Origin of the sequence: Burkholderia aenigmatica, assembly GCF_902499175.1 — a bacterium.
Taxonomy (GTDB): domain Bacteria; phylum Pseudomonadota; class Gammaproteobacteria; order Burkholderiales; family Burkholderiaceae; genus Burkholderia; species Burkholderia aenigmatica.
Window position 1 is genome coordinate 62109 of sequence record NZ_CABVQC010000002.1, and the last position, 21627, is coordinate 83735.

The window sequence follows — 21627 nt, forward strand, 5'->3', positions numbered from 1 at the left end:
CATGCGTGAACCGCGTCACCGGCCGGGAGCGCGGGCAGTAAGGGTGTCCGACGGAAATAGCGTGGTGATCGGGGTGCAGCGCGAACGGCGATAGATTCGCGAGCCGGCTGTCGTCGCCTGCCCCGGGTTGGAGGCGGGCTTCAGCCGGCCGGGTCGCTGCCGAGACCGCGATAGGTGCGCGGCGAGCAACCCACGATGCGCTTGAACGCGTGTCCGAACGCGCTATCCGAGTCGTAACCGAGCTGCTGCGCAATCGCCGACACGGACACGTTCGAGCGGCGCAGTTCGCGCATCGCGAGCTGCACCCGCCAGCGCAGCACGTACTCGAGCGGCCCGAATCCCATCCGCCGCTTGAAATGCAGCGCGAACGTCGAACGCGATACATGACAGCACGCGGCAAGATCCTCGACGGTCCAGCGTCGTGCCGGGGTCGCGTGAATCGCGCTGAGCGCCGCCGTGACCCGCGCATCCCCGAATGCGGCGAGCCATCCGGTGTTGTCGGGCGCGCCCTCGGTCACGTAGAGCCGAAGGATATGCACCAGCATCATGTGCCCGAGCTGCCTGACCATGAGCGACGCCCCCGGCGACGACGCGCCGAATTCGTGTGCGAGCTGCTGCAACGCCCAGCGCATCACCGCCGCCTGCTCCGACTCTCCGTTCACGACAACCACCGGAGGCAGACCGCCGAGCAACAGCTGCGCACCGTCCTCGTACGAGAAGCGGCCGCCGATCAGGAAACAATTCGTCGGCTCGCCGTAGTGCGCGATGCCGCTCTCGGTATTCACGTACACCTCAGCCGCGGCGACCGGCGCGACGGCCGGATCGCTCGCCAGCCAAAACGCGCGAGGCGCGGTGAGCAGAAAGCAATCGCCCGCGCGCAGCCGGACGGGCGGACCGGCACCATCGACCGTCAGCCAGCACGAACCTTCGACGATCGCATTGAACTTGATCCCGTCGGGCGGGGGAAGGGCGATCGCCCAGTCTCCACCGGCGCGCAGGCCCGTGAAATAGGAGTCGCGCGTTTCCAGCAGCGACAGCACCTCCGATAGCGGATCCATGCATCCCTCGGACGATCTCGACGAAAAACCGGATTTTATTGCATTCACAGTCCAGGAACGTCACCCGACAATGAATGCCATGCATCGACGCGGCCGACACACGGCCGCGAGCGTCATGCATCACTTCAGGAGTCTTCCATGACGAGTCATCAGATACCCGTGCATTCCGGTTTCAGTTCCGCATCGACTGCCAGCGACGTGCTGGCCGGCCTCGATCTGGGCGGCAAGACCGTGATCGTGACGGGCGGCCATTCGGGCCTGGGCCTCGAAACGTCGCGCGCACTCGCACTGGCGGGTGCGAACGTCGTCGTCGGCGCACGGGATCCCGAGGCCGCGCGCGCCGCGACACACGGCCTGAGCGGCGTCGAGATTACCGCGCTCGACCTCGCCGATCTGGGCAGCGTAGCCGCATTCGCCGCGCGCTTCGTCGACGCACGACGCGACGTGCACATCGTGATCAACAGCGCAGGCATCATGGCGTGCCCCGAGACGCGCGTCGGCGATGGCTGGGAAGCGCAGTTCGCGGTCAACCACCTCGGCCATTACGCGCTCGTCAACCGACTGTGGCCCGTGCTCGCGCATGGCCACGGCGCACGCATCGTCGCGGTGTCGTCGCTGGGGCATCGGCTGTCGCCGATCCGCTGGGACGACGTCCAGTTTGCGCACGGCTACGACAAATGGCTGGCATACGGACAGTCCAAGACCGCAAACGCGCTGTTTGCGGTGCAGCTCGATGCGCTCGGCGCGCGCAGCGGCGTCAGGGCCTATTCGCTGCATCCGGGCAAGATCGCCACGCCGCTGCAGCGGCATCTGACCCACGCGGAAATGATGGCGCAAGGCTGGGTGGACGAGCGCGGGGCGCCCATCGATCCGACCTTCAAGACAACCGCACAAGGTGCCGCGACCCAGGTGTGGGCGGCGACGTCGTCACGCCTGGCGCATCTCGGCGGGGTCTACTGCGAGGATTGCGACATCGCAACCGTGACCACGAGCGACGAGGAAGCTGGGGTGCGACCGCACGCGATCGATCCCGGAGAGGCCGAACGCCTTTGGGCGCTGTCCGCCGAACTGACCGGCATCGACGTCTTCGCCACGCGGCGCTGACATTCACCCGGGTTGCGACCACGCGCGCCATGCCGCGGCCATTTCACGCTTTTTCCGGTCCGGTGAAGTTGCCGGACCGGCGTTTTCGAATGGTCTGGTTTCGATCATGGCGACACCATTTGGATAACTTTTCTTATCACAATAGACTTATTTAATTACAAAACTGGCCGATTCCAAAACGTGTCTGAGCGAAGGCTGGGGAGGGGAATCGACCGCATCGCGCGGCCGGATTGCGATTGATGCCGCGGCGCTTGCGCCGTGGCCAACGATGAGGCCCACGATCGGCCTCGCTGTCGGGACGCCGGCAACGCACCGGCCCGAGCGCCGATCGTCGCGCGCCCGGCATGGCTGTCTGTCCGGAGGGGCAAGGGCAGGGCAGTTGCCGGCGCGCACCGCTATCGAGCCGGTTCGCTGTCGCGCCAGCGCGCCATCAGCGTGTTCGACGGCAGCGTTTCATCGAGCAGCTTGCGCGCGGCCCCGACGCCCGAGACCGGCAGCCCTTGCGGATCGAGCAGCCCGAGCTGCACCAGCACGCTCGCCTGATCCCAGTAAATATGCTCGTTGTAGAGCTTCGGCCCGCGAAACGCGACGACGACGATCATCGGAATCTCCACGCGCTTGCCGGTAGGCGCCACGCCCGGCAATAGCCAGTCGATTTCGCGGTCGTGCGTGAACGTCAGGATGAACTCGTCCACCATGCGATCGACGCCGACCACGCGCGAAATCGGCACCATCGCCATGTCGGCGGGGTTGTTGTGGATGAAGTGGTGCGTGTAGAAGCGCTTGAGCTCCGTGTAGCCCGTGCCGCCCGTCATCGTCGGCACGTGATTCACGTAGGGTTCGGGCACCATCGTCTGCATCGTTTCTTCCGGGTCGCGCGCGGCGAATTCCAGATAAAAATGATGATCGGCGAGCGCGCCGAGATCGTAATCGGGACCCAGCATCTTTCGGAACACCGCGAGGCTGCGCGTATGCGCGGACATCGCTGCCGTCTTCACGAAGGTCGGGCCGCTGCGGCTGAACGCATGGCCGGCGCCCGCGTATTCGTACAGCTTGATGTTCGGCCTGCCGTCGAGCGCCGTGCGTATCGCGGCCACGGTTTCGGGCGGATTGAGTGGATCGTCCACGCCGAAATGCAGCGCCATCGGGCACGCGATACGTGCCGCGAGATCGAGCGACTGCTCGATGCCCACGCCGTAATAACCGACCGCACAATCGACGCCGCACTGCGCCGCGGCGAGATACGCGAGCTTGCCGCCGAGGCAGAAGCCGAGCACGCCGACCTTGCCGGTCGATTCGGGCAGCGCGCGAGCGTAATCGACGGTCGCGCGGATATCGGCAACGGCACGCGCCACATCGAAGCGCTGGTAGTAGTCGAACGCTTTCGCATGATCCTCCTCGCCGTAACCCAGCTCGATGTTCGGCGCGAACGGGTGGAACAGGTCCGGCGCGATCACGACGTACCCCTCCGCCGCATACAGGTCGGCGACTTCACGCATCTCGGCATTCACGCCGAAAATTTCCTGCAGCAGCACGATGGCCGGTCCGTTGCCGCTTTCCGGCAACGCGAGATAGGCGTCGAACGCCGTGTCGCCGCTGCCGATTCTGATTTGCTTCGTCATGGATGGATTCCCGATGGAGTAGGGTGGAGACACTGCGGATTTGCACTGCGCGTCACTGCGGAGGCTGCCGACCGAACCACTCGCGCGGCGACACGCCCTGATCCGGGCCGAGCATCGAGAAGCCGCCGTCGACGGGCACGTCGACACCGGTGATCCACGATGCGTCGTCCGAACAGAGAAACGCGACGACACGGCCGATCTCGTCGCCACGGCCGACGCGGCCGAGCGGATGCAGCGGCCGGCCGACGCGGTCCGCCAGCTCGACCGAGCCGCCGGCGAGGCGTTCGAGCGACGGCGACCACGTCCAGGCCGGCGACACGCTGACCGCCCGCAGCCCGCGCGGCGCGAGATCGACCGCGAGATTGCGCGTCAGCTGCAGCAGCGCCGCCTTCGACGCCGGATACAGCGCGCGACCGGCCGCGCCGAACTTGCCGCCGACACTGCCGAGATTGACGATAACGCCGCCGCGCCGCAGGTGCGGCGCCGCCTTCTGCGCGAGGATCGCCGCCGACACGAGATTCACGTCGAGCAGGCGCGCCCATTGTTCGCGGGTCGACGCAAGGCCGGCGTCGTCGTAGCTGCACGCGTTGTTCACGATGAGATCGAGGCCGCCGAATGCGTCGATGGCCATCGCGATCGCGCGGTCGAGCTGCACGTCGTCGGTGACGTCGGTCGGCGCGAAGCGCGCCGATGCGCCGATCGAAGCGGCCAGCGCGTGCCCCGCGTCGGCGTCGAGCCCCGCGATCAGCACGCGAGCGCCTTCTTCCGCGAGGCTGCGCGCGATGTCGGCGCCGAGCCCCTGCGTCGCGCCGGTGACGATCGCGACCTTGCCTTCGAGGCGCGCGGCCGCGTTGCGCGACCGATCGCGCAACCGGGCTTCCGGGGTAGGTGTCGTGCTCATTCGCCCTCCGTTTGCGAGCCCGCGCCGAACAGCCCGGCGACGGTGGAAATGGTCGCGATCAATCGCATCGATTCGAGCGACGCGTCGTGCTGCCGGCGATCCGCGCATGCGCACGCATCGGCCGCGACGGTCACGCGGTAGCCGAGATCGGCTGCGTGACGCGCAGTCATTTCCACGGTCGAATGCGTCGCGACGCCGGCAACGATCACGTGACGCACATCGTGTGCCGTGAGCATCTGTTCGAGCGGCGTGCCGATGAAGCCGCTCGTGCACCGGTGATGCACGACGTAATCGAGTGCGCGCGCCGGATCGGGCTCGAGCGTCGGATGGAAGCGGGCGCCCCAACTGCCGTCGCGCACCGCGCCGAGCTCGGCCGTGCGCACGAAGATCGGCGCGTTGCGCGGCAGGTCCGCATAGTCGTCGCGGAACGCGATGCGGACATGGACGATCGGCAAACCGTACCCGCGCGCGCCGGCCAGCAGCGCGCGAGCCGCATCGAGCACGGCCGCACGCTCGGGCTGATCCGTGTCGAAGCCCACGCGGATCTTGCCGCGCGGATCGAGCACGTCGTTCTGGTAATGCAGCGCGATCACGGCCGTGCGCGCCAGCGATCCCGACAGCGCCGTGGCGTTCACACGAACACCTCCAGGTTGGCGAGCGCGTCGGTCGAATTGACGAGATCGACGCGCTTCAGATAGATCTTCCAATCGTCGCCACGCGTGTCGAGCTTGTGCGTGACGAGCCCCGCCAGCGTGCGCTGCCCGAGCCGCCATTCGTGGACGATCAGCGTCGAGTGGACGATCAGCCGCCCGGCTGCGTCGCGGCCGTCGACGATCACGTTGCCGACGAGGCGCGCGGTGCGGGTCGTCGGCTGCTGCGACCAGTTACGCAGGTTCGTCACGCGGCCCGCACGCACCTCGCGCAGCGTCGCATCCTCCCAGAACAGCGAGATATGGTCGCGCGGGCTGGCCTGGCCCGGCTCGTGCGGCAGCCAGTACATGCCGTCGGGCGTCCACAGGTCGAGCCATGGGTCGAACGCGCGCGTATCGAGCAGCCGCGCCTCGCGAAACAGGAATTGCGCCGCGTCCGCCTGCAACGTGGCATCACGGGCGGCTGCGTCGACCGCCACGGTCGACAGATCGAAAGACGGGTCGTGCAGCATCAGGCAACTCCTTCGACAGCGTTGGCGGGGACGGTGGTTTCATCGACCATGAAGCGCTTCCATGCGACGAACTGGTTGCGCATCGGCAGCTCGCTGGTGCCGTTGATCGACACGAAGCCGTCTTCCGTCACGCGATCGGTGCCCGCATAGCGATGCATGCTCACCCATTCGCCGCCGCGCGTCTGGTTGCCTTCCTGGCAGCGCGCGTAGACCTCGACGTCGTCAGGCATCACGTTCGACGACGGCGAATTGATCACGTTCGCGTAGGTCAGCGCGCGCTCGAACACCGCGTCGGGCGCGCCCTTCAGCCGGAACAGCTGGATTTCGACGAGCGTCTTGTCGACCGCGATCGGCCGGATCACACGAAACTGCTGGAACACCGTATGCGGCGAACCGCTGCCGTAGATCACGGTGTTGTGGCGGTTCATGCCGAGAATCCGGCGCGCGCGTTCGTCGCCGTAGGCGTCGGCGAGCACCGCGAAATGCGCGCTCGACACGGGGTCGCGCTCGGCGGCCGCCGGATCGAAAATCCCTTCCATATAGCCGTGGCCGTACGCGTAGGCGCGCAGTTCGAGCTTTTCCCAGAACGCGTAGGGCTCGCCGTTGCCGTCCATGATGAGCAGCTCGAACGGCATCGCGCCCATCTGCGCGGCCTGCTCCCGGGCCGATACCACCGACGATTCGTGCGTGACGGGCGCATGCATCGTGTCGTGCAGGTTCTCGTAGAACACTTTCCAGTTCGAGCGCTGCAGCACGCGGAACACACCGCCCGTGACCTCGACTTCGCCCACCGGCGAGCGGTCGCACAGATTGTCGATCGACGAGACGACGCCGTTCAGGAACGTCCGGAGATCAGGCCCTTCGGCGCTCTGGCTGGCAAACACGAAGCCGCGATAGCTGTCCACGCGCGCGACGCGGCGCATCGAGAAATCCGGATGCTTCGGATCGAAACAGGTGTTCTGCAGGCCGTTGCGCAGCGGCGCCGACAAGTGCGTGCCGTCGTGCCTGAACGTCCATGCATGGTACGGACACCGGAAGAATTTTCCGACGCAGCCGTCGCCGTCCGGCACGATCTTCGCCCCCTTGTGCGGACACCGGTTGTAGACGACGTGGACCGCGCCGTCCGTGCCGCGCACCATCACGACGTCCTGGTCGCCGATGCGCGTCGTGTGATAGTCACCGGCGGCCTTGACCTGGCTTTCGTGGCCGACGTAGATCCACGCCTGGCCGTAGATCCGTTCCATTTCCAGCTCGAAGATCGCGGGATCGGTATAGAGACGCTTGTGCACACTGTCGGGGCGGACCAGGCCCGCGAGGGTTTCGTTGGTCAGGCTCATGCGTTTTCCTTGCTCGGAGAGAGACGATTGGGACGGGTTCACAGATCGAGGACGAGGCGCGCGCTTTTCGCGCGCGACACGCACGGGCAGAACGAACCGCTGGCGTGCTCGTCGTCGGTGAGGCAGATGTCGCGATGATCGGGCTCGCCGTCGAGCAGCCGGACCGCGCAGACGCCGCAGTCGCCGCGCCGGCAGTCATAGAGCGGGTCGAGCCCCGCTTCGATCAGCGCATCGAGGATCGACGTGCCGGCCGGCACGTCCAGCACGCGCTCCGACGCCGCGAGCCGGACTTCGAGCGGCGCGTCGTCGCCTGCCGGAACGGCCGCCGCAAAGCGCTCGCTGTGCAGCGTATCGTCGCGCCAGCCGAGACGCCGGGCCACGGCGAGCGTCGCTTCGATGAGCCCCATCGGGCCGCACACGTACAGATGCGTGCCGGGCTCCGGTGCGCCTATCGTGTCTGCCAGCGGCATGCCGCGCGCCGGGTCGCCGTTGTCGAACCAGCAGGTCGCGCCGGGCAGCGCGGCCACTTCGTCCCGATAGGCCATCGAAGCGGCATCGCGCGCGGCGTAATGCAGCGTGAACGTGTGCCCGGCGTGCGCCAGTTCGCGCGCCATCGACAGGATCGGCGTGATGCCGATACCGCCCGCGATCAGCAGATGCCGCTGTGCTTTCGGGGCAAGCGGGAAATCGTTTCGGGGCGGATCGATATCGAACGCGTCGCCAGGTACGCACGCGTGCATCCATTGCGAGCTGCCGCTTCCGGCGGCTTCGCGCAGCACGGCGATTTCATAATGGTCGACGGAAGCGGCGCCCGCGTCGGCGTTCACGAGCGAATACGCGCGCCGTTGCGGGCGAGGGGAGAGCGGCACGTGTACGCCGATATGCGCGCCGGCGTCGAAGCCGGGTAGCGGCGCGCCGTTCGCGGCGACAAGGTGCAATCGGCGGATTGCAGGCGTCAGCGCCTCGATGCGCGCGACGCGGATTCTGAGCAGGGACATCCAGCGGCTCCGTCGAATTCGGACGGATCGACTGTATGCGGACGAATTTTCCGCGAATATCCACCGAGCGCAGCGCCTGTCCGGCGTGCGCAGAATTTCGTGCTCAGCCGGCCGAACGGCGCGCGCGGCGCAGCGTATCCGACGGCGATTCCCCGAACGTTTCGCGGTACAGGATCGCGAAGCGGCCGAGATTCGCGAAGCCGCAACCGAGTGCGACGTCCGCGACGCGCTCGGTGCCGCGCGCCTGCAGCAACTGGTCGCGCGCACGTTCGAGACGCCGTTCGCGTACGAGCTGCATCGGGCTGCCGTGCGAGAAGCGCTGGAAGCCGTCGAGCAGCGTGCGCACCGGCACGCCGGCCGCCAGCGCGATATCAGCCAGCGTGATGGGCTCGCATGCGTGCTCGGCGATATAGGCCTCCGCGCGCTTGACCGTGCGCGGCACGAGCGCCGTCCCGCCGGGCCGTGTCTGACAGTGATGCGGCTGGCCGGCGAGCAGCAGCGAAATGACGAGCCGTTCGAATTCGAGCGCGATGCGCCGGTCGCGCTGCGCGAGCGCGACGGTCTCCGGCGAGGACGCCATCACGCGCAGTTGTGCGAGCCACGGCTGCAGCTCCGGCCGCGCCAGGTCGAGCGCAGGGTCGATCTGCAGATGGTCGTAGCCCGTATGCGTGAGGATCGCCTGCTTGTCGATGCGCACGAAGAACTGTTCGCAGTCGCGCGAGAACGTGCCGCCGAACCGGGTGGCCGGCCCGACGATCACGCCATGGGTCGGCCCGACGATCGTGCGTCGGCCGCCGACGTTCAGGTCCGCATAGCCGCCGAGGCTGAGGATGGCCAGATAGTAGTCCTCGATCTCGCCGGCATCGACGCTCATGGTGCCGGCATAGCCGATCGTGCCGAATCCGACGCTGTCGATCCGGACGTGATCCATGTACGCGGAATAGCCGCCGCGCGAACTGCCCGGCGTGAGCCGATGCGGCTGCAGCACCGCGGCAATGCGTTCGCGCGTGTCGTCGAGGTCGTCGGATTCGAAATAGCGATAGCGCCGAAGCAGGGTCGGCTCAATCGGCAAGGAAGCAGTCAGCATGGCGGATCTTCTTTGCGTTTGCGGGGAGCCCGGGCGCGCGAGAAAACGATCGATGCGGCATCTTCCGGGGATGCGCCCACTGTACACGTTTGCCGTCCGGGTCAATAAACCGGGCAGTTTCGTCTCCCGGTGAACGCCAGAAAACTGCCGGAACCGGACAGGCAACGGCGCCATCCTGCGGAAAACGGCCAGCGTGATCGTGATCCGTTCCGTTGCAGCCATCGCAGCCTCCGGCGCAGGATTGCCAGCGGTCGGTCAGCTTACGACGGGTCGAAAAACGGACATTTCAACTTTGCCCAGATGCGACATTAGGATATGGCTGCCACAAACAAAAATGTCGATAATGATGAAGACGTCAAATCGCTAATTAAAGCTGGTACTACACCTGCGGGACCCAAGCCCCGCAAGCATTAGCGCGAAGTACCAGCGTGCGAAAACCCGCTGAAAATTTTTCCAAAGCACGCGTCCAAACGGCGCGTCGCGCCTCGTCCGTGCTGCGTTCGATTTTGACGTTCGCCAGCACCTCAAACGGATCGACGCCGAGGATTTCGGCGACCTGCAGGCATACCTCATCCTCAAACGTCTGACGCCCATTGCGCCATGCGCTCACGCGCTGGCGCGTCACGCCTAGAACCTTTGCTGCTGCGTAGTCGGAAGGAAGGTCCAGACGCGCTTTCACCGCGTCCAGCCATTCGATGGTGGTTTTCATGACAGACCCCTTACAAATTTGCTGACCCGGCGTCAAGAGTAGACCAACGGTCGGCCTATCACAACGGATTGTGTAACCACACGTGTTGTTACTCTTTACATGTCGTGTCTCACAAGACTATGATCCCGTCCAAGCCCGGGGCTGGTGTCCTGACCCCACCGGCGCGCCCTGACGGGGGCGCATCCCGGGCGATTCCCACACGGGACGGGTCAGGTAGGGGCAGAGCATGCGTAAAGAGCCGTTACAAATTCACCAGGCCGCGCTCGGTGGCTACACCATCGACGGGCCGTACAGAGTTCAGGCGAGAGCGGGCGAGCGGGGCGGGCTAGTAGCGAAGCCGCCCCGCTTTTTTGCGTTCCGCCGCCTGGTCGCGCGGCTCTTCCGCTCGGGGGTGTGACATGGACGATCTGGAACTGCCGGACGACGAGTCACAGGCCTACTGCGACGGCTGGAACGCCTACGGCGAGCAAGCCGATTTCACGATGGGCAACCCCTTCCCGTTCCTGTCGCTCGACTATCACGACTGGCAACGCGGCTGGACCGACGCCCAGGCCGACGCATGGGAGGAGTTCTGACATGCAGATGCTCTTCGACGAATCCCTGACCCTCCCCCCGTTTCCCTGCATCAGCGGCGAATGTGTCGTCGACGACTTCGGAAACCTGGTCGACCCGTATCCATCTGACCGTTGGTTGCTCAGCACCGAACGCTGGTATTTCGCGATGGTGGCCTTCGGCCTGCTTGACGCGCAGCTCGGCAACGCGGAGGTGCTTTGACATGCGCCTGATCCGCTGCCGCCACTGCGGCTCGATGCGCCGCCCGGGCACCGCCTGCACGCGGTGCCTTCGCCTTTTCGTGTGGGGTGTCTGATGGGCGGACGCATGCTCCCTGACGAAAACCCGCGCTCAACCGGCCTGACGGCCGATGCGCGCGGCTACGACGGCTTCTACAACGGCCTCGTTCTCGACGACAACCCCCACGAATGGCTCTCCGACGACTGGCACGCATGGCGTGCCGGCTGGTGCCGCGCCGAAGCGAATTTCAGCGAAGGGGAGGCGTTCTGACGATGACAGGCCCCTCATCCGCTTTCCTCGACCTGGGCTATACCGAGCCCAGCGAGCCCCGCCCCTCGCGCGCCCGCCGCGCTTCTGCCGTCCCCGTTCCCGTCCATCACGAAACCGCCCCGGGCGACCGCTCGCCCGCTGCGGCCGCGCTGCGCGCCATGCGCACCGCGATCGATGCGAAGAGGGGCTTCCTGCCGTCCGACCAGGGCGTGCGTGCTGGTGACGATCCGTTCGCCCGCGCGCAGCTCGCAGTCGCGTACGAGCGGCTTCGCGCGGCCCTGGCGCTCTACAACACCTTCGCGGCCGACCTGGACGTGCCAGGCGCGCGCGCCTTCATTGGCGACGTGGAAGTGCGGGAGGGCGGCCAGTGACTTCGATCGGTGGGAAATGCCGGCGCTGCGGCGGCCGGTGGCTCAACGCAACCCGGTGCCCGCGCTGCGGCCGCGTCACGCGCGTGGGCGCGCTCGGCCGCGCCTTCCGGATGGGGAGGCGCGCACCATGACCACCCCCGAAAAATTGCCGTCTGGTTTTCTTGGTATAAACGCGAAATCGATACACGCTCCCCGCACGCCCAATACCGACGCGGTTTCCCGGGCGAAGGCGAAGGGCCGCCTGCACGATCTGCTGCGCGTCTCCCAGTCGGTCATCTACGACCCGGCCGCGGCGAAGGAAACGCAGCACCGCACGTGCTGGTGCCAGCGCGCGCTTACGTCCCCGGGCGAAACGCTCGGCGTGCGGCGCAACGTCGACGGTTCGGGCGCGAGCCTGGCCGGCGTGTCGACGTGCGGTTCGGTCTGGGCCTGCCCGGTCTGCTCGCTGAAGGTCTGCATGCAGCGCCAGGCCGAAGTGGCTGACGGCATGAAGGCGCACGTCGGCAACGGCGGTTACGTCTGGCTCATGACGAACACCTTCCCGCACGAAGCGGGCGAGCGGCCGCTGGCCGACATGCTCGCGCTGCAGGCCAAGGCCATGCAGAAATTCCAGAACTGCCGCACGTACAAGCGGATCCTCGGCAAGGGCGTGCGCGCCGGCTCAATCAAGGCGCTCGAAATCACGCTCGGCTCGCACGGCTGGCACCCACACACGCACTCCCTGGTCTTCGCCACGCCCGACGCATTCGGCGACGTGAAGGAAGGCGACACGGGCCGCATGGCGTCGCGCCTCATCGACGAGCTCAAGCGCGCCTGGTACGAGGCGCTGCTCAAGGTCGGCCTCTGCGAGCCGTCGCAACTGTCCGACGTGCTGGATCACGGCCTGGACGTGCGCGGCGGCCAGTACGCGGCGGAGTACGTCGCGAAGTTCGGCCGCGACACGAAGTGGGGCCTGTCGCGCGAGCTGACGATGAACGCGGCGAAGACCGGCGGCGGCCAGAAGGGCGCGCACCCGTTCCAGTTGCTCGAGTGGGCGGCGGCCGGCGACGGGCAAGCGGCCGCGCAATTCCGCGAGTACGTCACCGCCTTCACCGGCCGCCGCATGCTGACCTGGACGCCTGGCCTGAAAGCCGCGCTCGGCCTCGACGAGCTGGAGCAATCCGACGAAGAAGCGGCGGCCGCGCAGTTGCCCGAAGAGGAGGTAGTCGGCGCGATCTCGGCCGCAGACCTGTCGGTGCTCACCGCGCGCAGCATGCTCGGCCGCTTCCTCGCGTTCGTGTCGGAGTACTGCTACGACCCGGCGACGGCCCAGGCCGACATCGACGACTTCATGGCGTTCGCGCGCGAGCACGAACGCAGGGCGAGCGGCGCGATCAGCGCGCCGTACTGGAGCGCCCGCACCCGCAAGTTCTATGACCCTGAGGCGGAAGCCAAATGAACGAAGAATTCGAATCGAAAACCGGCGTGTACTACGGCGACATGGTCAATCAGGACACCGTCGACGCAGTGCAGGAAGCCAAGGCTGCAGCCCGCGACGTGCGCGCGATGCACAACAAGCTGTCGCGGGTCGAGCGCGGCATGGCGGCGAAAGAGATCGCCGTCATCCAGCGCCTCGTCGAAGCCGTCGAAAAGCTGTAACGGCACGCGGCCGGCCGACTCCGGCCGCACACCACCGAGAGGAAGACCATGTCCGAACTTCAATCCCTAATCGCGGCCGTGAAAGAGAAGGCCGAAGAGGTCGTCGTGCTGATCGCCGGCAACCTGCCGCATAACCAGACGCTCGGCGAGCTGGCCGGCGCGCTGCATGACGCCCTGGCCAATATCGACGGTCGCGTCGTCGCGATCGAAAACGCCGCGAAGGCCGACCTGTCGGCAATCGAGGAGGCGCTCACGGCCAAGCTGACCGACCTGGTCAACAGCAAGATCGACACGTTCGCCCAGGGCGTCACGGCGACGCTGCAAAGCCACATGTCCCAGGTACAGCAGGCCGTCACGTTGGCCGACAGCGCAATGGCCGCCGTCAACGCGATGCCGGTTGCACAGGCGGCCGGCGGCAACCAGGCGTAAGGGGAGGGCGCACCCATGTCCGCACCCGGCAAATTCATCGGCACGGTGCCCTGCAAAACGAAGGGCTGCACGCACACCGTTGCGGTCAAGCTGAACAGGGGCGGACGCGCCTACGGAAAGTGCGATCGTTGCACGTGCCGATTTGAGTACGACGGCGTTGCGGCCTCCCAGCGCTTCGTGCGCGAGGAAGTGACGCTCCAGGCCGACCCGTACGACGAGCACCCCGGGAATCCCGGGGAAACCAAGCCTCCCGGCGGCCCGGAACCGGTCGTCGATCCCCAGAAAACCCAGGAGAAACCGAAGCGGCGCGGGCTGCTCGACGGCACTCCATTCGCAGGGCTCTGACCATGATGGACACGCAAGCGCTCGATGCAATCGGGCAGGAAGAGGTGGCCGAGCGCGCGGCGCTCGCCGACGAGCAAGTGCAGGCCGACCAGGTCGCGGCAGAGAAAGAGGCCGCATCCATGTCCGATCAGTATTTTTTCGGGCTGAACAAGGCACGCGGCATCGTGCTCAAGATGCTGCCGGAGTGCTCGGACGACTGGACCGACGACGTGACGCGCGAGCTGGCGGATGCGCTGGCCGACTGCGATGCGTACTACGGCTGGGGCGGCGTGATGAACGTCATGAAGCATCCGCTGCTGAAGCTGGTGGCGGCGGCCGTGCCGCTCGCATGGAGCCTGGGCTTCGCAATGCGCAACCGGCGCATCCGCGCGCAGATGGACGCGGCGGCCGCCGGCCCGCGTCATCACGTCGTCGAGGCGCAGCCGGCACCGGCCCAGCCCGGGCAGAACGTCGAGCCGGCACCGGCCACGGCGGCACCGCCGCCCCCGCCTGGCCCGGCCGCCTTCGGTACCGATCCCGGTGCGCTGATGGCCGACACGATGGCGGCAGCATGACGCGGCGTACCGGTACGCGGCACGGTGGCATCATCGGCGTGATTGGCCGCTCGCGCTCGGGCAAGGGTGTGTGGATCAAGCGCTACTTTCTCCCGAAGGTGCGCGGCCCGATCCTGGTCTGGTCGCCGCTCGAAATCTCCCGGCCGGACGACTACGCGGGCGAGATCGGCGGCGAACGCGTCTACACGATCCAGGAGCTCGTGAAGGCGCTGGCCGCCGGAAAGACGCGCCTGGTGTTCGTGCCATCCCAGGACGATGCCGAGCGCGAAGCGCAGTTCGATCGCTTCTGCAGAATCCTGGAGAATCCCGGGTTCAAGCGCTGGACCGTGATCGTCGAAGAGCTGATGCTGGTCACGAAGCCGCACAAGGCCCCGACCGCCTGGAAGAGCATGACGACGGCCGGCGCGCACTCGCGCGAGATGACCCTGATCGGCGTATCGCAGCGGCCCGCCCAGGTCGACAAAGACTTCCTCGGAAACTGCACTGAGATTCACTGTTACGCGGTGTCCAACGTGGCCGATGCGAAGGTGATGGCCGACGTGCTGTTCGTCGACAAGGCCGAAATCCTCGGCCTGCAGAAGTTCCACTTCATCCATCGCGACGCTGAGAAAGGGGAGGTCACGACGGGCGTCGTGTCGTACGAGTAGCGTCGAAACAACGTTTTTTGCAGGCCCGGAAAGCCGGGAATCCCTGATCTGACAAGGGATTCCCGGCTTTTGTCATTTCCGGCGCCCGTCCGCACGATGAGGGCTCTTTCACCCCATAGAGCGCTACGTGTCCCTCTCCGCCTACCTGCCATCGAAACACCGGCTCGCCCAGGAAGTCATCGCGACGACAGTCGGCGTCCTGGTCGCGGCCTGGATCATTTCCAAGTGGCCGGCCGCGAAGAAGCTGGTCGACGGCAACACGATCTGGTCCACGTCGCAATCTGACTTTCCCACTTCCTGAGGTCCTTATGAAAGCTCACGTCAAGACTGCTCTCGTCGTGCTCGGCACGGTTGCTGTTTGCGCCTTCATCCAGAAGTCGGTGTTCCAGATCCCCGTGGTCGGCCCGTACCTCCCGGGCGGCGCTAACGCCTAACCCGCACGGCACCGGTCCAACTTCACGAATAGGAGTGCGCGATGCGCAAAGAGCAACTCGTCAACCTGCAGAACGTCAACCCGGGGCAGACCGCGCTTCTGGCGGTCCCGTGCGGCCCGACGTTCGAGCGGATCAAGCTGTACCTCGCCAACGGCCTGCTGATCTCGCATCTCGACCTGATCACGATCAAGCAAAACGGCAAGCCCATTTGGGCCGTGAACGGCAACGACCTGCTCGCACAGAACCTGTACGAGGGCAAGCCGAACCCGACCACCGTCGCGCTGCTCGACTTCACCCGCCGTGGCGCGAAGAGCTCGGCGACGAAGAACAGCTCGGGCGTCGTGATCCAGTCGACGCAGGTTCAGGAAGAGCTGTTCACGTGCTTGGCGACCGCCGGCCTGCAGCAGTGCACGATGGAAATCAAGATCAACGCGAGCGCGCCGGCTGGCATCGGTATGACGGCCTGGGCGCAAGAAAGCGACCCGTCGAAGAACCCGTGGGTGTTCAAGGAACAGTCGGCGACCTATGCGCTGATGACGGTCGGCCAGAACGATATCGCGCTGCCCGTGCAGCAAGCCGGTTCGGTCATCACCAAGATCTACCTGCACCAGTCGAACTACGGCCAGGCCGGCGCGGGCTCGATCCAGTCGATCCAGATCCGCAACAACCAGGTGATCATTTCCGAAGGCACGCCGCAGGTGTACCAGGACGATCAGACCGACTACCAGAAGGTGCCGCAGCCTGGTCTGTTCGTCGTCGACTTCGATCTCCAGGGCATGCGCGAGAAGTGGCTCAACACGACGCTGTCGAAGAACGTGTTCATCCGCGTCGTGACGCAGACCGGGCCGGTGTTCCTGACGGGCTACGCCAAGATCGTCGACCCGATCAACCGCTAACCGGACGGGAGGCGGCATGGCGCTGTATGACTTCTCCCTCGACGGAACCGGCATCGATTCCGGTTCGGTTGACCCGAGTGGGGCGGATGCGTCGACGCTGTACGGGATCTATGGTCCCGACTCGACGAATTCGAACTACACGTACACGACCGCACCGGACACGTCGAACAACACGAGCGTGCCGTCCACGCTGGGCCAGATGCAGACGAACGGCAGCACCGATTCGAGCGGTTCGAACGGCGCGCTGTGGCTGTCGGGCTTCCAGTCGCTGCTCGGCGCGGCCGTGGCCGGCGATGCGATCGCGAACGGCCTGACGGCCCAGGGCACCGTGCCGGTCTACCGCGCGCCGAACGGGACGACGTATCCGGTCGGCACCGGGCCGAGCCTGACGCGCGGCAACGGCATGGGCATGCTGCTGTTGATCGGCCTGTTCGTGCTGCTGCTCGATCACGAAGGGGGCCACTGATGACCTCTCCGATCACTGCCGGCGCACCGTCGTGGGCAGGTATGCCGAACCTGTCTCTTGGCCTCGGCGGCGGCCCGTCCGGCGCGTATTCGACGACGAGCAGCACGTTCAACGACGGTTCGTTCGTCGTCTCGAACGGCGGCGGCTCGCTCGATACCGCGCTGGCCGGCACCGCGGCGGTCGGCAGCGGCATCCTGCAGCAATACCTTCCATACCTCTTGCTCGGGGCGGTCGCATGGTACGTGCTCAAGCATCGCAGGGCGTGACCATGCGGCCGGCGACGCGCGACGAGATCGCGCGCATGTTCGCGCCCGTCGACCGCTGGATGACAACGGAAGAGGGCGCGGCCGCGTGCGCGGCAAAGGGTGATTGCTTCGTGCTCGAGCAAGACGGCGTGCCCGTGCTTGCCTGGTCGCTGAAGGTCGACGGCGACGAGCTGTTCATCCAGGCGGCGGCCGGCCGCGCTGGTTTCGACCTGACCGAGTTCGGGCTCGCGCTCGTCGAACGCCAGGCGGACGGCTTCCGGTCGATCGCCTTCCGCACGCGCCGGCGCGGCCTCATGAAAAAAGCTATCGACAACGGCTACTACCCTGCCTGGCGCAAGGGCGACGTCGTGCTGATGCGAAAGGATCTGCGATGATTTTTCGTCCACAACAACTCCACCTGGTACGCCTCGGCCTGCCGGCTACGCCGTGCAACGGCGGTAGTTCGAGCAGCTCGGACAAGACCAGCAACCAGAACGTCGACCAGCGGCTTGATGTCGGTGGCGGCGGTGTCGGCGCGACCGCATCGAGCGGCGGCTCGGTCAACATCAACGTCACGCCGACCGACCAGGGCTCTGTGGCCGCGTCGTTCGGTCTCGCGCACGACGCGCTGAATGACGTGACGGCGATCGGCACGTCGTCCGTGAGCGCGAGCGCGCACACGGCCGAGCTCGCAATCAACGGCGCGCTCGACAGCGTGCAGGGCGCACAGGACGCGTTCAACAAGGCGACGACGGCCGTCGCGAACGCCTACCAGAATGCCGGCCAGCAAGCGGCCGACGCGCAGCAAAGCGCCACGTCGGCCATCACGGCCGCGTACCAGGACGCGAAGACCGGCAACCAACGCGTCATCGTCATCGGCGCGCTCGTCGTCGTCGGCCTGGTCGTGCTCGCTCCGGTGTTCAAGGAAGCCGCGTAATGCAGACCCTCACCACGAAGCTGTATGCCGGCCAGCGGATGCCGTTCAAGATCGCGGGCTCGGTGCTGTTCATCCAGTCCGCCGACCAGGGACAGAACCTGGTCGTTCGCTTCTTCACGGGCAACGCGCAAAGCGGCGAGGTCGACCAGGTCGGTGCATCGTTCAAGGCGAAGCCGCCGACGCCGTTCGACGGTATCGACATGCTCGCGCCGGTCGACACGAACGTGACGTTCATCATCGCGGACGGCGACATTGATTTTCAGTTGCCAGGCATCGGCGTGATCGTGACCAACTCGGGCACGAATCCAGTGCCCGTGGAGATCGTCAGCGAACCAGGTGCGCCGTTCCCGGTCACGATCACCGGCCCCGTCACGGTAACGGGCGCAACGCTGACGGCGACGAACGTCGGCATCAACAACACGACGGCGAACCCCGTGCCGGTGTTGCCCATGCAGGCATCCACCATCACGGACGCGGCACCGCAAGCGGTGGCCGCTTTCACTTCCGGCACGCCGAACCAGGTGCATATCCGTGCGGCCGGCGCGTGCCGGTCGCTGCGCATCAGCAACCCGGCTGCATCGGCCGGCAAGCTCTTCATTGGCGGGGCGGGTGTCACGCCGACGAACGCCGTGATCGTGCTGCTGCCGGGTGACGTATGGAATGAAACGGACGCGCCGCAGGTCGACTGGTACGCGACGAGCGACACGGGCGCAACCGCAAACATGCAGGTGATTGCATGAGCGGGCGGATCTCGATTTTTCCGTGGGCCAAGCTCAAGACCGTGGTGGATTCCGTCGCGGCATTGCGCACGCTGTCGAAGACGATCTACAACAATGCCTTCACGACCGGCTACTACGCGGCGAACGATGGAGCGGCCGGTGCGTTCCGGCTCGATCCGACCGACACGACCAGCGCCGACAACGGCGGCACGATCATCGTCGCGGCGGACGGCGGCCGATGGAAAAAGCTTATCGTCGGCAAGATGGTGTGCGCGTCGGAGTTCGGCGTGGTCATGGATGGCCGCGACAACACGGCAGCGAGTAAGGCGGCCATCGCAGCGGCGTCCGCGTCGAACGAATTCAAGACCATCTATTACGGGCCCGGAACCACCCAGGTATCGGATACGCTGACCATCCAGAGCGAAGGTGTCCGGCTGATCGGTGCCGGCGGAGGTGGCGTGCATGACAACGCACCGGTGATCAACGCGCTCACGCGGTTCATCTGGACGGGTGCGAGCGGCGGCACGTGCGTGAAGATCCAGCCCGACCCGGCCACGTCGAATCAGTGGGTAGCCGACAACGGTATCGAGGGCATCTTCTTCGACGGTAACAACGCGCTCGGCGGCATCGCCGTGAACCTCGTAGCTTGCCGCTACGGCGATTACGACATTCGCGCGGGCCACTGGAAAACCACGTTCGTCCAGATGGACGTGAACGCGACGACCGCCGAGAACGGCGACTGCTCGGGCAACCGGTTCAGGGCGATTGCGGGATACCAGTCGAATGCGGCCGATGGCTCGTTCCTCATCTGCAACAGCAACGCGAGCTATAACTGCTGCTGGAACCAATACGAGCTGATCGAGGGCAATTGGCTTGCGTCGCCGATGGTGATCCTCAACGGCAACGACAACGAGAAATTCTTCACGGTCAACGGATACAACCCGACTCCGAATGTCGCGGTGTACGGGATCGTGTGCAATGGCGGGCCGGCGTTCCTGCAGACCACTCGACACCTGACCTTCTATCACGTCTCAACGACGGCGAACGGCGGTGGCGGTGTGTACGCCCAGGGTACGGATCACGCGACGGATGCAGCCTACGCGATCAACATCCTCTATTACGACATCGACAACAACCAAGCGCCGCCGGTGACGGGGCCCGGTGCGTCGATCTGGTGGGGGACCAACAATGCACCGTCCGGAAAGCAGGGCTTCTTCTTCACGTCGCCACCCGGCTACGAGGAAATCGACTCGGCCGGAAAGATCGCGCTCGCGGGCACGATGAAAATCGCCTCGGGGCAGACGGCGGGCACGCTCACGTTCCCGACGTTCCCCGGCAAGTCGAGTGCAGGCTTCCCAACCGAAATTTCGAACGTGCAGGTCACGCCGTCCACCGCGCCCATCATCGTCTCGGCGTACGCGTCGCAAACGACGCTCACGGTCACGGCATCGGCCCCTGTTCCGCAGGATATCTACATTTATTACAAGGTCGAGGGCCGGTGATGAGTGCGGCACCTTTCCTTGTGCTCGTCGCTGGTGCGGCCGCGCTGCTCTACATGCAGCCGAGTAGCGCGAACGTCGCACCGACTGATTCGGGCGACTCGGGCGGAACAACGGACCCGGGATTTTCTGACCTGCTCGGAAGCGCATCCAGCGCGTGGAGCGATTTAAACGGAACGGTGAATACTATGCTTGGCACGGCTGACAATCCGAACTACAACGGCTACGACGCGAACCTGTCCGCGTTCCTGTACATGCTGCGCATGGCTGAGTCGAACAACCGATACAACGTGATCAATGGCGGCCGCACGTTCAACGACTACAGCCGCCATCCGGATATCGGCGTTCCGATCCCGTGGCGACCGGGCAAGGTCAGCACGGCGGCCGGCGCGTATCAGTTCATCTTCAGCACCTGGAACCAGGTCGCGGCGGAGGCGGGGCTCTCGGACTTCTCCCCGCAAAGCCAGGATGCCGGCGCGGTGCAATACCTCTCCGACCTGGGCGCACTACCGTACATCGAAGCGGGAGATCTGAACGGCGCGTATGCGCAGATCAACTCGACCGGCGTCATCTTCGAGAGCCTGCCGAACGCACAGGGGCATAACCGTAGCCCCTCGCAACTGCAGGCGTGGTATCAGGCGGCTGGGGGTGCGCTCGCATGAAAGACACGGCCAACAACCTCGCGCTCGGGCTCGGCGTCGCGGTGCTCGGCTTCGCGCTTTACCGCTATTTCAAGGGGCAGGCCGGCGCGACACCGACGTCGACGGTCACGAACGCGCCGGCAAGCGGTGGCGGTGCGACCTGGTCGCTGCTGAACTTCGGTGGCTCGACTGACGGCCCGACGCCGCTCGCCGTCGACAACCCGTACGCCTCGACGGCATGGAACCCGGACGCGTTGAGCGGGAACATGTCGGCAGACCTGAGCGCCGCACTCGCCAAAGCCGGCGAGGCCGGCATCAACAACTGGGGCTTCACGCTGCCATGAGTCTCAAAGCGAACGCTGCGGGGCTCGCAATCGGTGCGGGCGTGATCCTGGTCGGCCTTGCCTACGTGAAGCGTGGCGCAATCGTCGCGTCGGCCGGCCAGGTCGTAAGCAACGTCGACGGCGCGCTGACCGGCGCGGTGCTGCAGATCCCGGGCGCATCCGCGCTGACCGATCCGGCGACGGGCGACTTCAACCCGGCGGCCGCCGGCTACGCGAGCGGCCAGGCCACGCGTGATTGGCTCGGCCAACAGTGGACCGGTGTGAAGAACTGGTTCACGACTGCCGGCACGTCGCCCGACCCGACATTCGACACCGGCAACAGTGCAGGGTGGGGCGGCGGCACCAATGAGGTATCACCGGGAAACGGTGCGGCGCCGACCGATTTCGGCAACTTCCTTTCGTTGTGACACCAGGAGAAAACC

General features: G+C 66.0%; 32 protein-coding genes. 23 read left to right on the forward strand and 9 right to left on the reverse strand.

What is annotated here, in order from left to right:
• Positions 1-140 precede the first annotated feature (140 nt).
• Complete coding sequence (locus BDO18943_RS01995; protein ID WP_175021014.1) at positions 141-1058, reverse strand: AraC family transcriptional regulator; 918 nt, start codon at positions 1056-1058, stop codon at positions 141-143.
• 138 nt (positions 1059-1196) lie between these two features.
• Here BDO18943_RS01995 and BDO18943_RS02000 point away from each other — a divergent pair, with 138 nt between their 5' ends.
• On the forward strand, positions 1197-2162 hold the full coding sequence (locus BDO18943_RS02000) for an SDR family NAD(P)-dependent oxidoreductase (RefSeq protein WP_175021015.1): 966 nt from the start codon (positions 1197-1199) through the stop codon (positions 2160-2162).
• A gap of 395 nt (positions 2163-2557) precedes the next feature.
• Here BDO18943_RS02000 and BDO18943_RS02005 read toward each other — a convergent pair whose 3' ends face one another.
• The 8 genes from BDO18943_RS02005 to BDO18943_RS02040 form a co-directional block, all read right to left on the reverse strand.
• Positions 2558-3784, reverse strand: coding sequence for a dienelactone hydrolase family protein (locus tag BDO18943_RS02005; RefSeq protein WP_175021016.1), 1227 nt, complete (start codon positions 3782-3784; stop codon positions 2558-2560).
• 52 nt (positions 3785-3836) lie between these two features.
• On the reverse strand, positions 3837-4685 hold the full coding sequence (locus BDO18943_RS02010; RefSeq protein WP_175021017.1) for an SDR family oxidoreductase: 849 nt from the start codon (positions 4683-4685) through the stop codon (positions 3837-3839).
• Positions 4682-5320, reverse strand: coding sequence for a cysteine hydrolase family protein (locus BDO18943_RS02015; protein ID WP_175021018.1), 639 nt, complete (start codon positions 5318-5320; stop codon positions 4682-4684). The genes BDO18943_RS02010 and BDO18943_RS02015 overlap by 4 nt, the downstream gene beginning before the upstream one ends.
• Positions 5317-5847, reverse strand: coding sequence for an aromatic-ring-hydroxylating dioxygenase subunit beta (locus tag BDO18943_RS02020; protein ID WP_175021019.1), 531 nt, complete (start codon positions 5845-5847; stop codon positions 5317-5319). The genes BDO18943_RS02015 and BDO18943_RS02020 overlap by 4 nt, the downstream gene beginning before the upstream one ends.
• Entirely contained in the window at positions 5847-7184 is a 1338-nt protein-coding gene (locus tag BDO18943_RS02025) for a Rieske 2Fe-2S domain-containing protein (RefSeq protein WP_175021020.1), read from the reverse strand. The genes BDO18943_RS02020 and BDO18943_RS02025 overlap by 1 nt, the downstream gene beginning before the upstream one ends.
• A 38-nt stretch (positions 7185-7222) precedes the next feature.
• Positions 7223-8182: a PDR/VanB family oxidoreductase gene (locus BDO18943_RS02030; protein ID WP_175021021.1), complete on the reverse strand. Its 960-nt coding sequence runs from the start codon at positions 8180-8182 to the stop codon at positions 7223-7225.
• Between the two features lie 103 nt (positions 8183-8285).
• Positions 8286-9269, reverse strand: coding sequence for an anthranilate 1,2-dioxygenase regulatory protein AndR (andR, locus tag BDO18943_RS02035; protein ID WP_175021022.1), 984 nt, complete (start codon positions 9267-9269; stop codon positions 8286-8288).
• Between the two features lie 379 nt (positions 9270-9648).
• The gene (locus tag BDO18943_RS02040) at positions 9649-9978 is read right to left on the reverse strand and encodes a helix-turn-helix domain-containing protein (RefSeq protein ID WP_175021023.1); all 330 of its coding nucleotides are present in this window, start codon (positions 9976-9978) and stop codon (positions 9649-9651) included.
• Positions 9979-10376: 398 nt separating this feature from the next.
• On the opposite strand from BDO18943_RS02040, the gene BDO18943_RS02045 reads away from it, so the two are divergent.
• The 22 genes from BDO18943_RS02045 to BDO18943_RS02145 all read left to right on the forward strand — a co-directional run bounded on the left by BDO18943_RS02045 (position 10377) and on the right by BDO18943_RS02145 (position 21612).
• On the forward strand, positions 10377-10553 hold the full coding sequence (locus tag BDO18943_RS02045) for a hypothetical protein (RefSeq protein WP_175021024.1): 177 nt from the start codon (positions 10377-10379) through the stop codon (positions 10551-10553).
• A 1-nt stretch (position 10554) separates the two neighbouring features.
• On the forward strand, positions 10555-10752 hold the full coding sequence (locus tag BDO18943_RS02050; protein WP_175021025.1) for a hypothetical protein: 198 nt from the start codon (positions 10555-10557) through the stop codon (positions 10750-10752).
• A 105-nt stretch (positions 10753-10857) separates the two neighbouring features.
• A complete protein-coding gene (locus BDO18943_RS02055; RefSeq protein ID WP_175021026.1) occupies positions 10858-11040 on the forward strand; it encodes a hypothetical protein in 183 nt (60 codons plus the stop codon).
• A 2-nt stretch (positions 11041-11042) separates the two neighbouring features.
• A complete protein-coding gene (locus tag BDO18943_RS02060) occupies positions 11043-11411 on the forward strand; it encodes a hypothetical protein (RefSeq protein ID WP_175021027.1) in 369 nt (122 codons plus the stop codon).
• 127 nt (positions 11412-11538) lie between these two features.
• Positions 11539-12849 (forward strand): protein rep, encoded by a 1311-nt coding sequence (locus tag BDO18943_RS02065; protein WP_175021028.1) that lies wholly within the window; start codon positions 11539-11541, stop codon positions 12847-12849.
• The gene (locus tag BDO18943_RS02070; protein ID WP_175021029.1) at positions 12846-13049 is read left to right on the forward strand and encodes a hypothetical protein; all 204 of its coding nucleotides are present in this window, start codon (positions 12846-12848) and stop codon (positions 13047-13049) included. Before BDO18943_RS02065 ends, BDO18943_RS02070 begins: the two co-directional genes overlap by 4 nt.
• 48 nt (positions 13050-13097) lie before the next feature.
• Positions 13098-13478: a hypothetical protein gene (locus tag BDO18943_RS02075; RefSeq protein ID WP_175021030.1), complete on the forward strand. Its 381-nt coding sequence runs from the start codon at positions 13098-13100 to the stop codon at positions 13476-13478.
• Positions 13479-13493: 15 nt separating this feature from the next.
• Entirely contained in the window at positions 13494-13823 is a 330-nt protein-coding gene (locus tag BDO18943_RS02080; RefSeq protein WP_175021031.1) for a hypothetical protein, read from the forward strand.
• Between the two features lie 2 nt (positions 13824-13825).
• Positions 13826-14377 carry a hypothetical protein gene (locus BDO18943_RS02085; RefSeq protein ID WP_175021032.1) on the forward strand — a complete coding sequence of 184 codons (552 nt, stop codon included), beginning with the start codon at positions 13826-13828 and terminating at the stop codon, positions 14375-14377.
• Positions 14374-15024 (forward strand): hypothetical protein, encoded by a 651-nt coding sequence (locus BDO18943_RS02090; protein ID WP_175021033.1) that lies wholly within the window; start codon positions 14374-14376, stop codon positions 15022-15024. Before BDO18943_RS02085 ends, BDO18943_RS02090 begins: the two co-directional genes overlap by 4 nt.
• Before the next feature lie 127 nt (positions 15025-15151).
• Entirely contained in the window at positions 15152-15325 is a 174-nt protein-coding gene (locus BDO18943_RS02095) for a hypothetical protein (RefSeq protein ID WP_155623365.1), read from the forward strand.
• A gap of 7 nt (positions 15326-15332) precedes the next feature.
• A complete protein-coding gene (locus BDO18943_RS42935; protein ID WP_260865351.1) occupies positions 15333-15458 on the forward strand; it encodes a hypothetical protein in 126 nt (41 codons plus the stop codon).
• A gap of 41 nt (positions 15459-15499) precedes the next feature.
• Entirely contained in the window at positions 15500-16354 is an 855-nt protein-coding gene (locus tag BDO18943_RS02100; protein ID WP_175021034.1) for a major capsid protein P2, read from the forward strand.
• 16 nt (positions 16355-16370) lie between these two features.
• Complete coding sequence (locus BDO18943_RS02105) at positions 16371-16820, forward strand: hypothetical protein (protein ID WP_175021035.1); 450 nt, start codon at positions 16371-16373, stop codon at positions 16818-16820.
• Positions 16820-17086, forward strand: a complete 267-nt coding sequence (locus BDO18943_RS02110) for a hypothetical protein (protein ID WP_175021036.1) — start codon at positions 16820-16822, stop codon at positions 17084-17086. The genes BDO18943_RS02105 and BDO18943_RS02110 overlap by 1 nt, the downstream gene beginning before the upstream one ends.
• Positions 17056-17460 (forward strand): hypothetical protein, encoded by a 405-nt coding sequence (locus BDO18943_RS02115; protein ID WP_175021037.1) that lies wholly within the window; start codon positions 17056-17058, stop codon positions 17458-17460. Before BDO18943_RS02110 ends, BDO18943_RS02115 begins: the two co-directional genes overlap by 31 nt.
• A complete protein-coding gene (locus BDO18943_RS02120) occupies positions 17457-18002 on the forward strand; it encodes a hypothetical protein (protein WP_175021038.1) in 546 nt (181 codons plus the stop codon). The genes BDO18943_RS02115 and BDO18943_RS02120 overlap by 4 nt, the downstream gene beginning before the upstream one ends.
• Positions 18002-18742: a hypothetical protein gene (locus BDO18943_RS02125; protein WP_175021039.1), complete on the forward strand. Its 741-nt coding sequence runs from the start codon at positions 18002-18004 to the stop codon at positions 18740-18742. Before BDO18943_RS02120 ends, BDO18943_RS02125 begins: the two co-directional genes overlap by 1 nt.
• On the forward strand, positions 18739-20223 hold the full coding sequence (locus BDO18943_RS02130) for a pectate lyase (protein ID WP_175021040.1): 1485 nt from the start codon (positions 18739-18741) through the stop codon (positions 20221-20223). The genes BDO18943_RS02125 and BDO18943_RS02130 overlap by 4 nt, the downstream gene beginning before the upstream one ends.
• Entirely contained in the window at positions 20223-20882 is a 660-nt protein-coding gene (locus BDO18943_RS02135; protein ID WP_175021041.1) for a glycoside hydrolase family 24 protein, read from the forward strand. The genes BDO18943_RS02130 and BDO18943_RS02135 overlap by 1 nt, the downstream gene beginning before the upstream one ends.
• The gene (locus BDO18943_RS02140; protein WP_175021042.1) at positions 20879-21205 is read left to right on the forward strand and encodes a hypothetical protein; all 327 of its coding nucleotides are present in this window, start codon (positions 20879-20881) and stop codon (positions 21203-21205) included. The genes BDO18943_RS02135 and BDO18943_RS02140 overlap by 4 nt, the downstream gene beginning before the upstream one ends.
• Positions 21202-21612 (forward strand): hypothetical protein, encoded by a 411-nt coding sequence (locus BDO18943_RS02145; protein ID WP_175021043.1) that lies wholly within the window; start codon positions 21202-21204, stop codon positions 21610-21612. Before BDO18943_RS02140 ends, BDO18943_RS02145 begins: the two co-directional genes overlap by 4 nt.
• The last annotated feature ends 15 nt before the right edge of the window (positions 21613-21627 follow it).

What these genes read in the sequence shown, in the direction of transcription:
- BDO18943_RS02050 (WP_175021025.1), top strand. Translation starts at nt 10,555, where the DNA reads ATGCAGATGCTCTTCGACGAATCCCTGACCCTCCCCCCGTTTCCCTGC.
- BDO18943_RS02010 (WP_175021017.1), bottom strand. Translation starts at nt 4,685, where the DNA reads ATGAGCACGACACCTACCCCGGAAGCCCGGTTGCGCGATCGGTCGCGC.
- BDO18943_RS02055 (WP_175021026.1), top strand. Translation starts at nt 10,858, where the DNA reads ATGCTCCCTGACGAAAACCCGCGCTCAACCGGCCTGACGGCCGATGCG.
- BDO18943_RS02075 (WP_175021030.1), top strand. Translation starts at nt 13,098, where the DNA reads ATGTCCGAACTTCAATCCCTAATCGCGGCCGTGAAAGAGAAGGCCGAA.
- BDO18943_RS02045 (WP_175021024.1), top strand. Translation starts at nt 10,377, where the DNA reads ATGGACGATCTGGAACTGCCGGACGACGAGTCACAGGCCTACTGCGAC.
- BDO18943_RS02115 (WP_175021037.1), top strand. Translation starts at nt 17,056, where the DNA reads ATGGTACGTGCTCAAGCATCGCAGGGCGTGACCATGCGGCCGGCGACG.
- BDO18943_RS02135 (WP_175021041.1), top strand. Translation starts at nt 20,223, where the DNA reads ATGAGTGCGGCACCTTTCCTTGTGCTCGTCGCTGGTGCGGCCGCGCTG.
- BDO18943_RS02085 (WP_175021032.1), top strand. Translation starts at nt 13,826, where the DNA reads ATGATGGACACGCAAGCGCTCGATGCAATCGGGCAGGAAGAGGTGGCC.
- BDO18943_RS02120 (WP_175021038.1), top strand. Translation starts at nt 17,457, where the DNA reads ATGATTTTTCGTCCACAACAACTCCACCTGGTACGCCTCGGCCTGCCG.
- BDO18943_RS02130 (WP_175021040.1), top strand. Translation starts at nt 18,739, where the DNA reads ATGAGCGGGCGGATCTCGATTTTTCCGTGGGCCAAGCTCAAGACCGTG.
- BDO18943_RS02145 (WP_175021043.1), top strand. Translation starts at nt 21,202, where the DNA reads ATGAGTCTCAAAGCGAACGCTGCGGGGCTCGCAATCGGTGCGGGCGTG.
- BDO18943_RS02025 (WP_175021020.1), bottom strand. Translation starts at nt 7,184, where the DNA reads ATGAGCCTGACCAACGAAACCCTCGCGGGCCTGGTCCGCCCCGACAGT.
- BDO18943_RS02080 (WP_175021031.1), top strand. Translation starts at nt 13,494, where the DNA reads ATGTCCGCACCCGGCAAATTCATCGGCACGGTGCCCTGCAAAACGAAG.
- BDO18943_RS02110 (WP_175021036.1), top strand. Translation starts at nt 16,820, where the DNA reads ATGACCTCTCCGATCACTGCCGGCGCACCGTCGTGGGCAGGTATGCCG.
- BDO18943_RS02140 (WP_175021042.1), top strand. Translation starts at nt 20,879, where the DNA reads ATGAAAGACACGGCCAACAACCTCGCGCTCGGGCTCGGCGTCGCGGTG.
- BDO18943_RS02040 (WP_175021023.1), bottom strand. Translation starts at nt 9,978, where the DNA reads ATGAAAACCACCATCGAATGGCTGGACGCGGTGAAAGCGCGTCTGGAC.
- BDO18943_RS02125 (WP_175021039.1), top strand. Translation starts at nt 18,002, where the DNA reads ATGCAGACCCTCACCACGAAGCTGTATGCCGGCCAGCGGATGCCGTTC.
- BDO18943_RS02000 (WP_175021015.1), top strand. Translation starts at nt 1,197, where the DNA reads ATGACGAGTCATCAGATACCCGTGCATTCCGGTTTCAGTTCCGCATCG.
- andR (WP_175021022.1), bottom strand. Translation starts at nt 9,269, where the DNA reads ATGCTGACTGCTTCCTTGCCGATTGAGCCGACCCTGCTTCGGCGCTAT.
- BDO18943_RS02060 (WP_175021027.1), top strand. Translation starts at nt 11,043, where the DNA reads ATGACAGGCCCCTCATCCGCTTTCCTCGACCTGGGCTATACCGAGCCC.
- BDO18943_RS02065 (WP_175021028.1), top strand. Translation starts at nt 11,539, where the DNA reads ATGACCACCCCCGAAAAATTGCCGTCTGGTTTTCTTGGTATAAACGCG.
- BDO18943_RS02005 (WP_175021016.1), bottom strand. Translation starts at nt 3,784, where the DNA reads ATGACGAAGCAAATCAGAATCGGCAGCGGCGACACGGCGTTCGACGCC.
- BDO18943_RS02030 (WP_175021021.1), bottom strand. Translation starts at nt 8,182, where the DNA reads ATGTCCCTGCTCAGAATCCGCGTCGCGCGCATCGAGGCGCTGACGCCT.
- BDO18943_RS42935 (WP_260865351.1), top strand. Translation starts at nt 15,333, where the DNA reads ATGAAAGCTCACGTCAAGACTGCTCTCGTCGTGCTCGGCACGGTTGCT.
- BDO18943_RS02020 (WP_175021019.1), bottom strand. Translation starts at nt 5,847, where the DNA reads ATGCTGCACGACCCGTCTTTCGATCTGTCGACCGTGGCGGTCGACGCA.
- BDO18943_RS02090 (WP_175021033.1), top strand. Translation starts at nt 14,374, where the DNA reads ATGACGCGGCGTACCGGTACGCGGCACGGTGGCATCATCGGCGTGATT.
- BDO18943_RS02070 (WP_175021029.1), top strand. Translation starts at nt 12,846, where the DNA reads ATGAACGAAGAATTCGAATCGAAAACCGGCGTGTACTACGGCGACATG.
- BDO18943_RS02100 (WP_175021034.1), top strand. Translation starts at nt 15,500, where the DNA reads ATGCGCAAAGAGCAACTCGTCAACCTGCAGAACGTCAACCCGGGGCAG.
- BDO18943_RS01995 (WP_175021014.1), bottom strand. Translation starts at nt 1,058, where the DNA reads ATGGATCCGCTATCGGAGGTGCTGTCGCTGCTGGAAACGCGCGACTCC.
- BDO18943_RS02105 (WP_175021035.1), top strand. Translation starts at nt 16,371, where the DNA reads ATGGCGCTGTATGACTTCTCCCTCGACGGAACCGGCATCGATTCCGGT.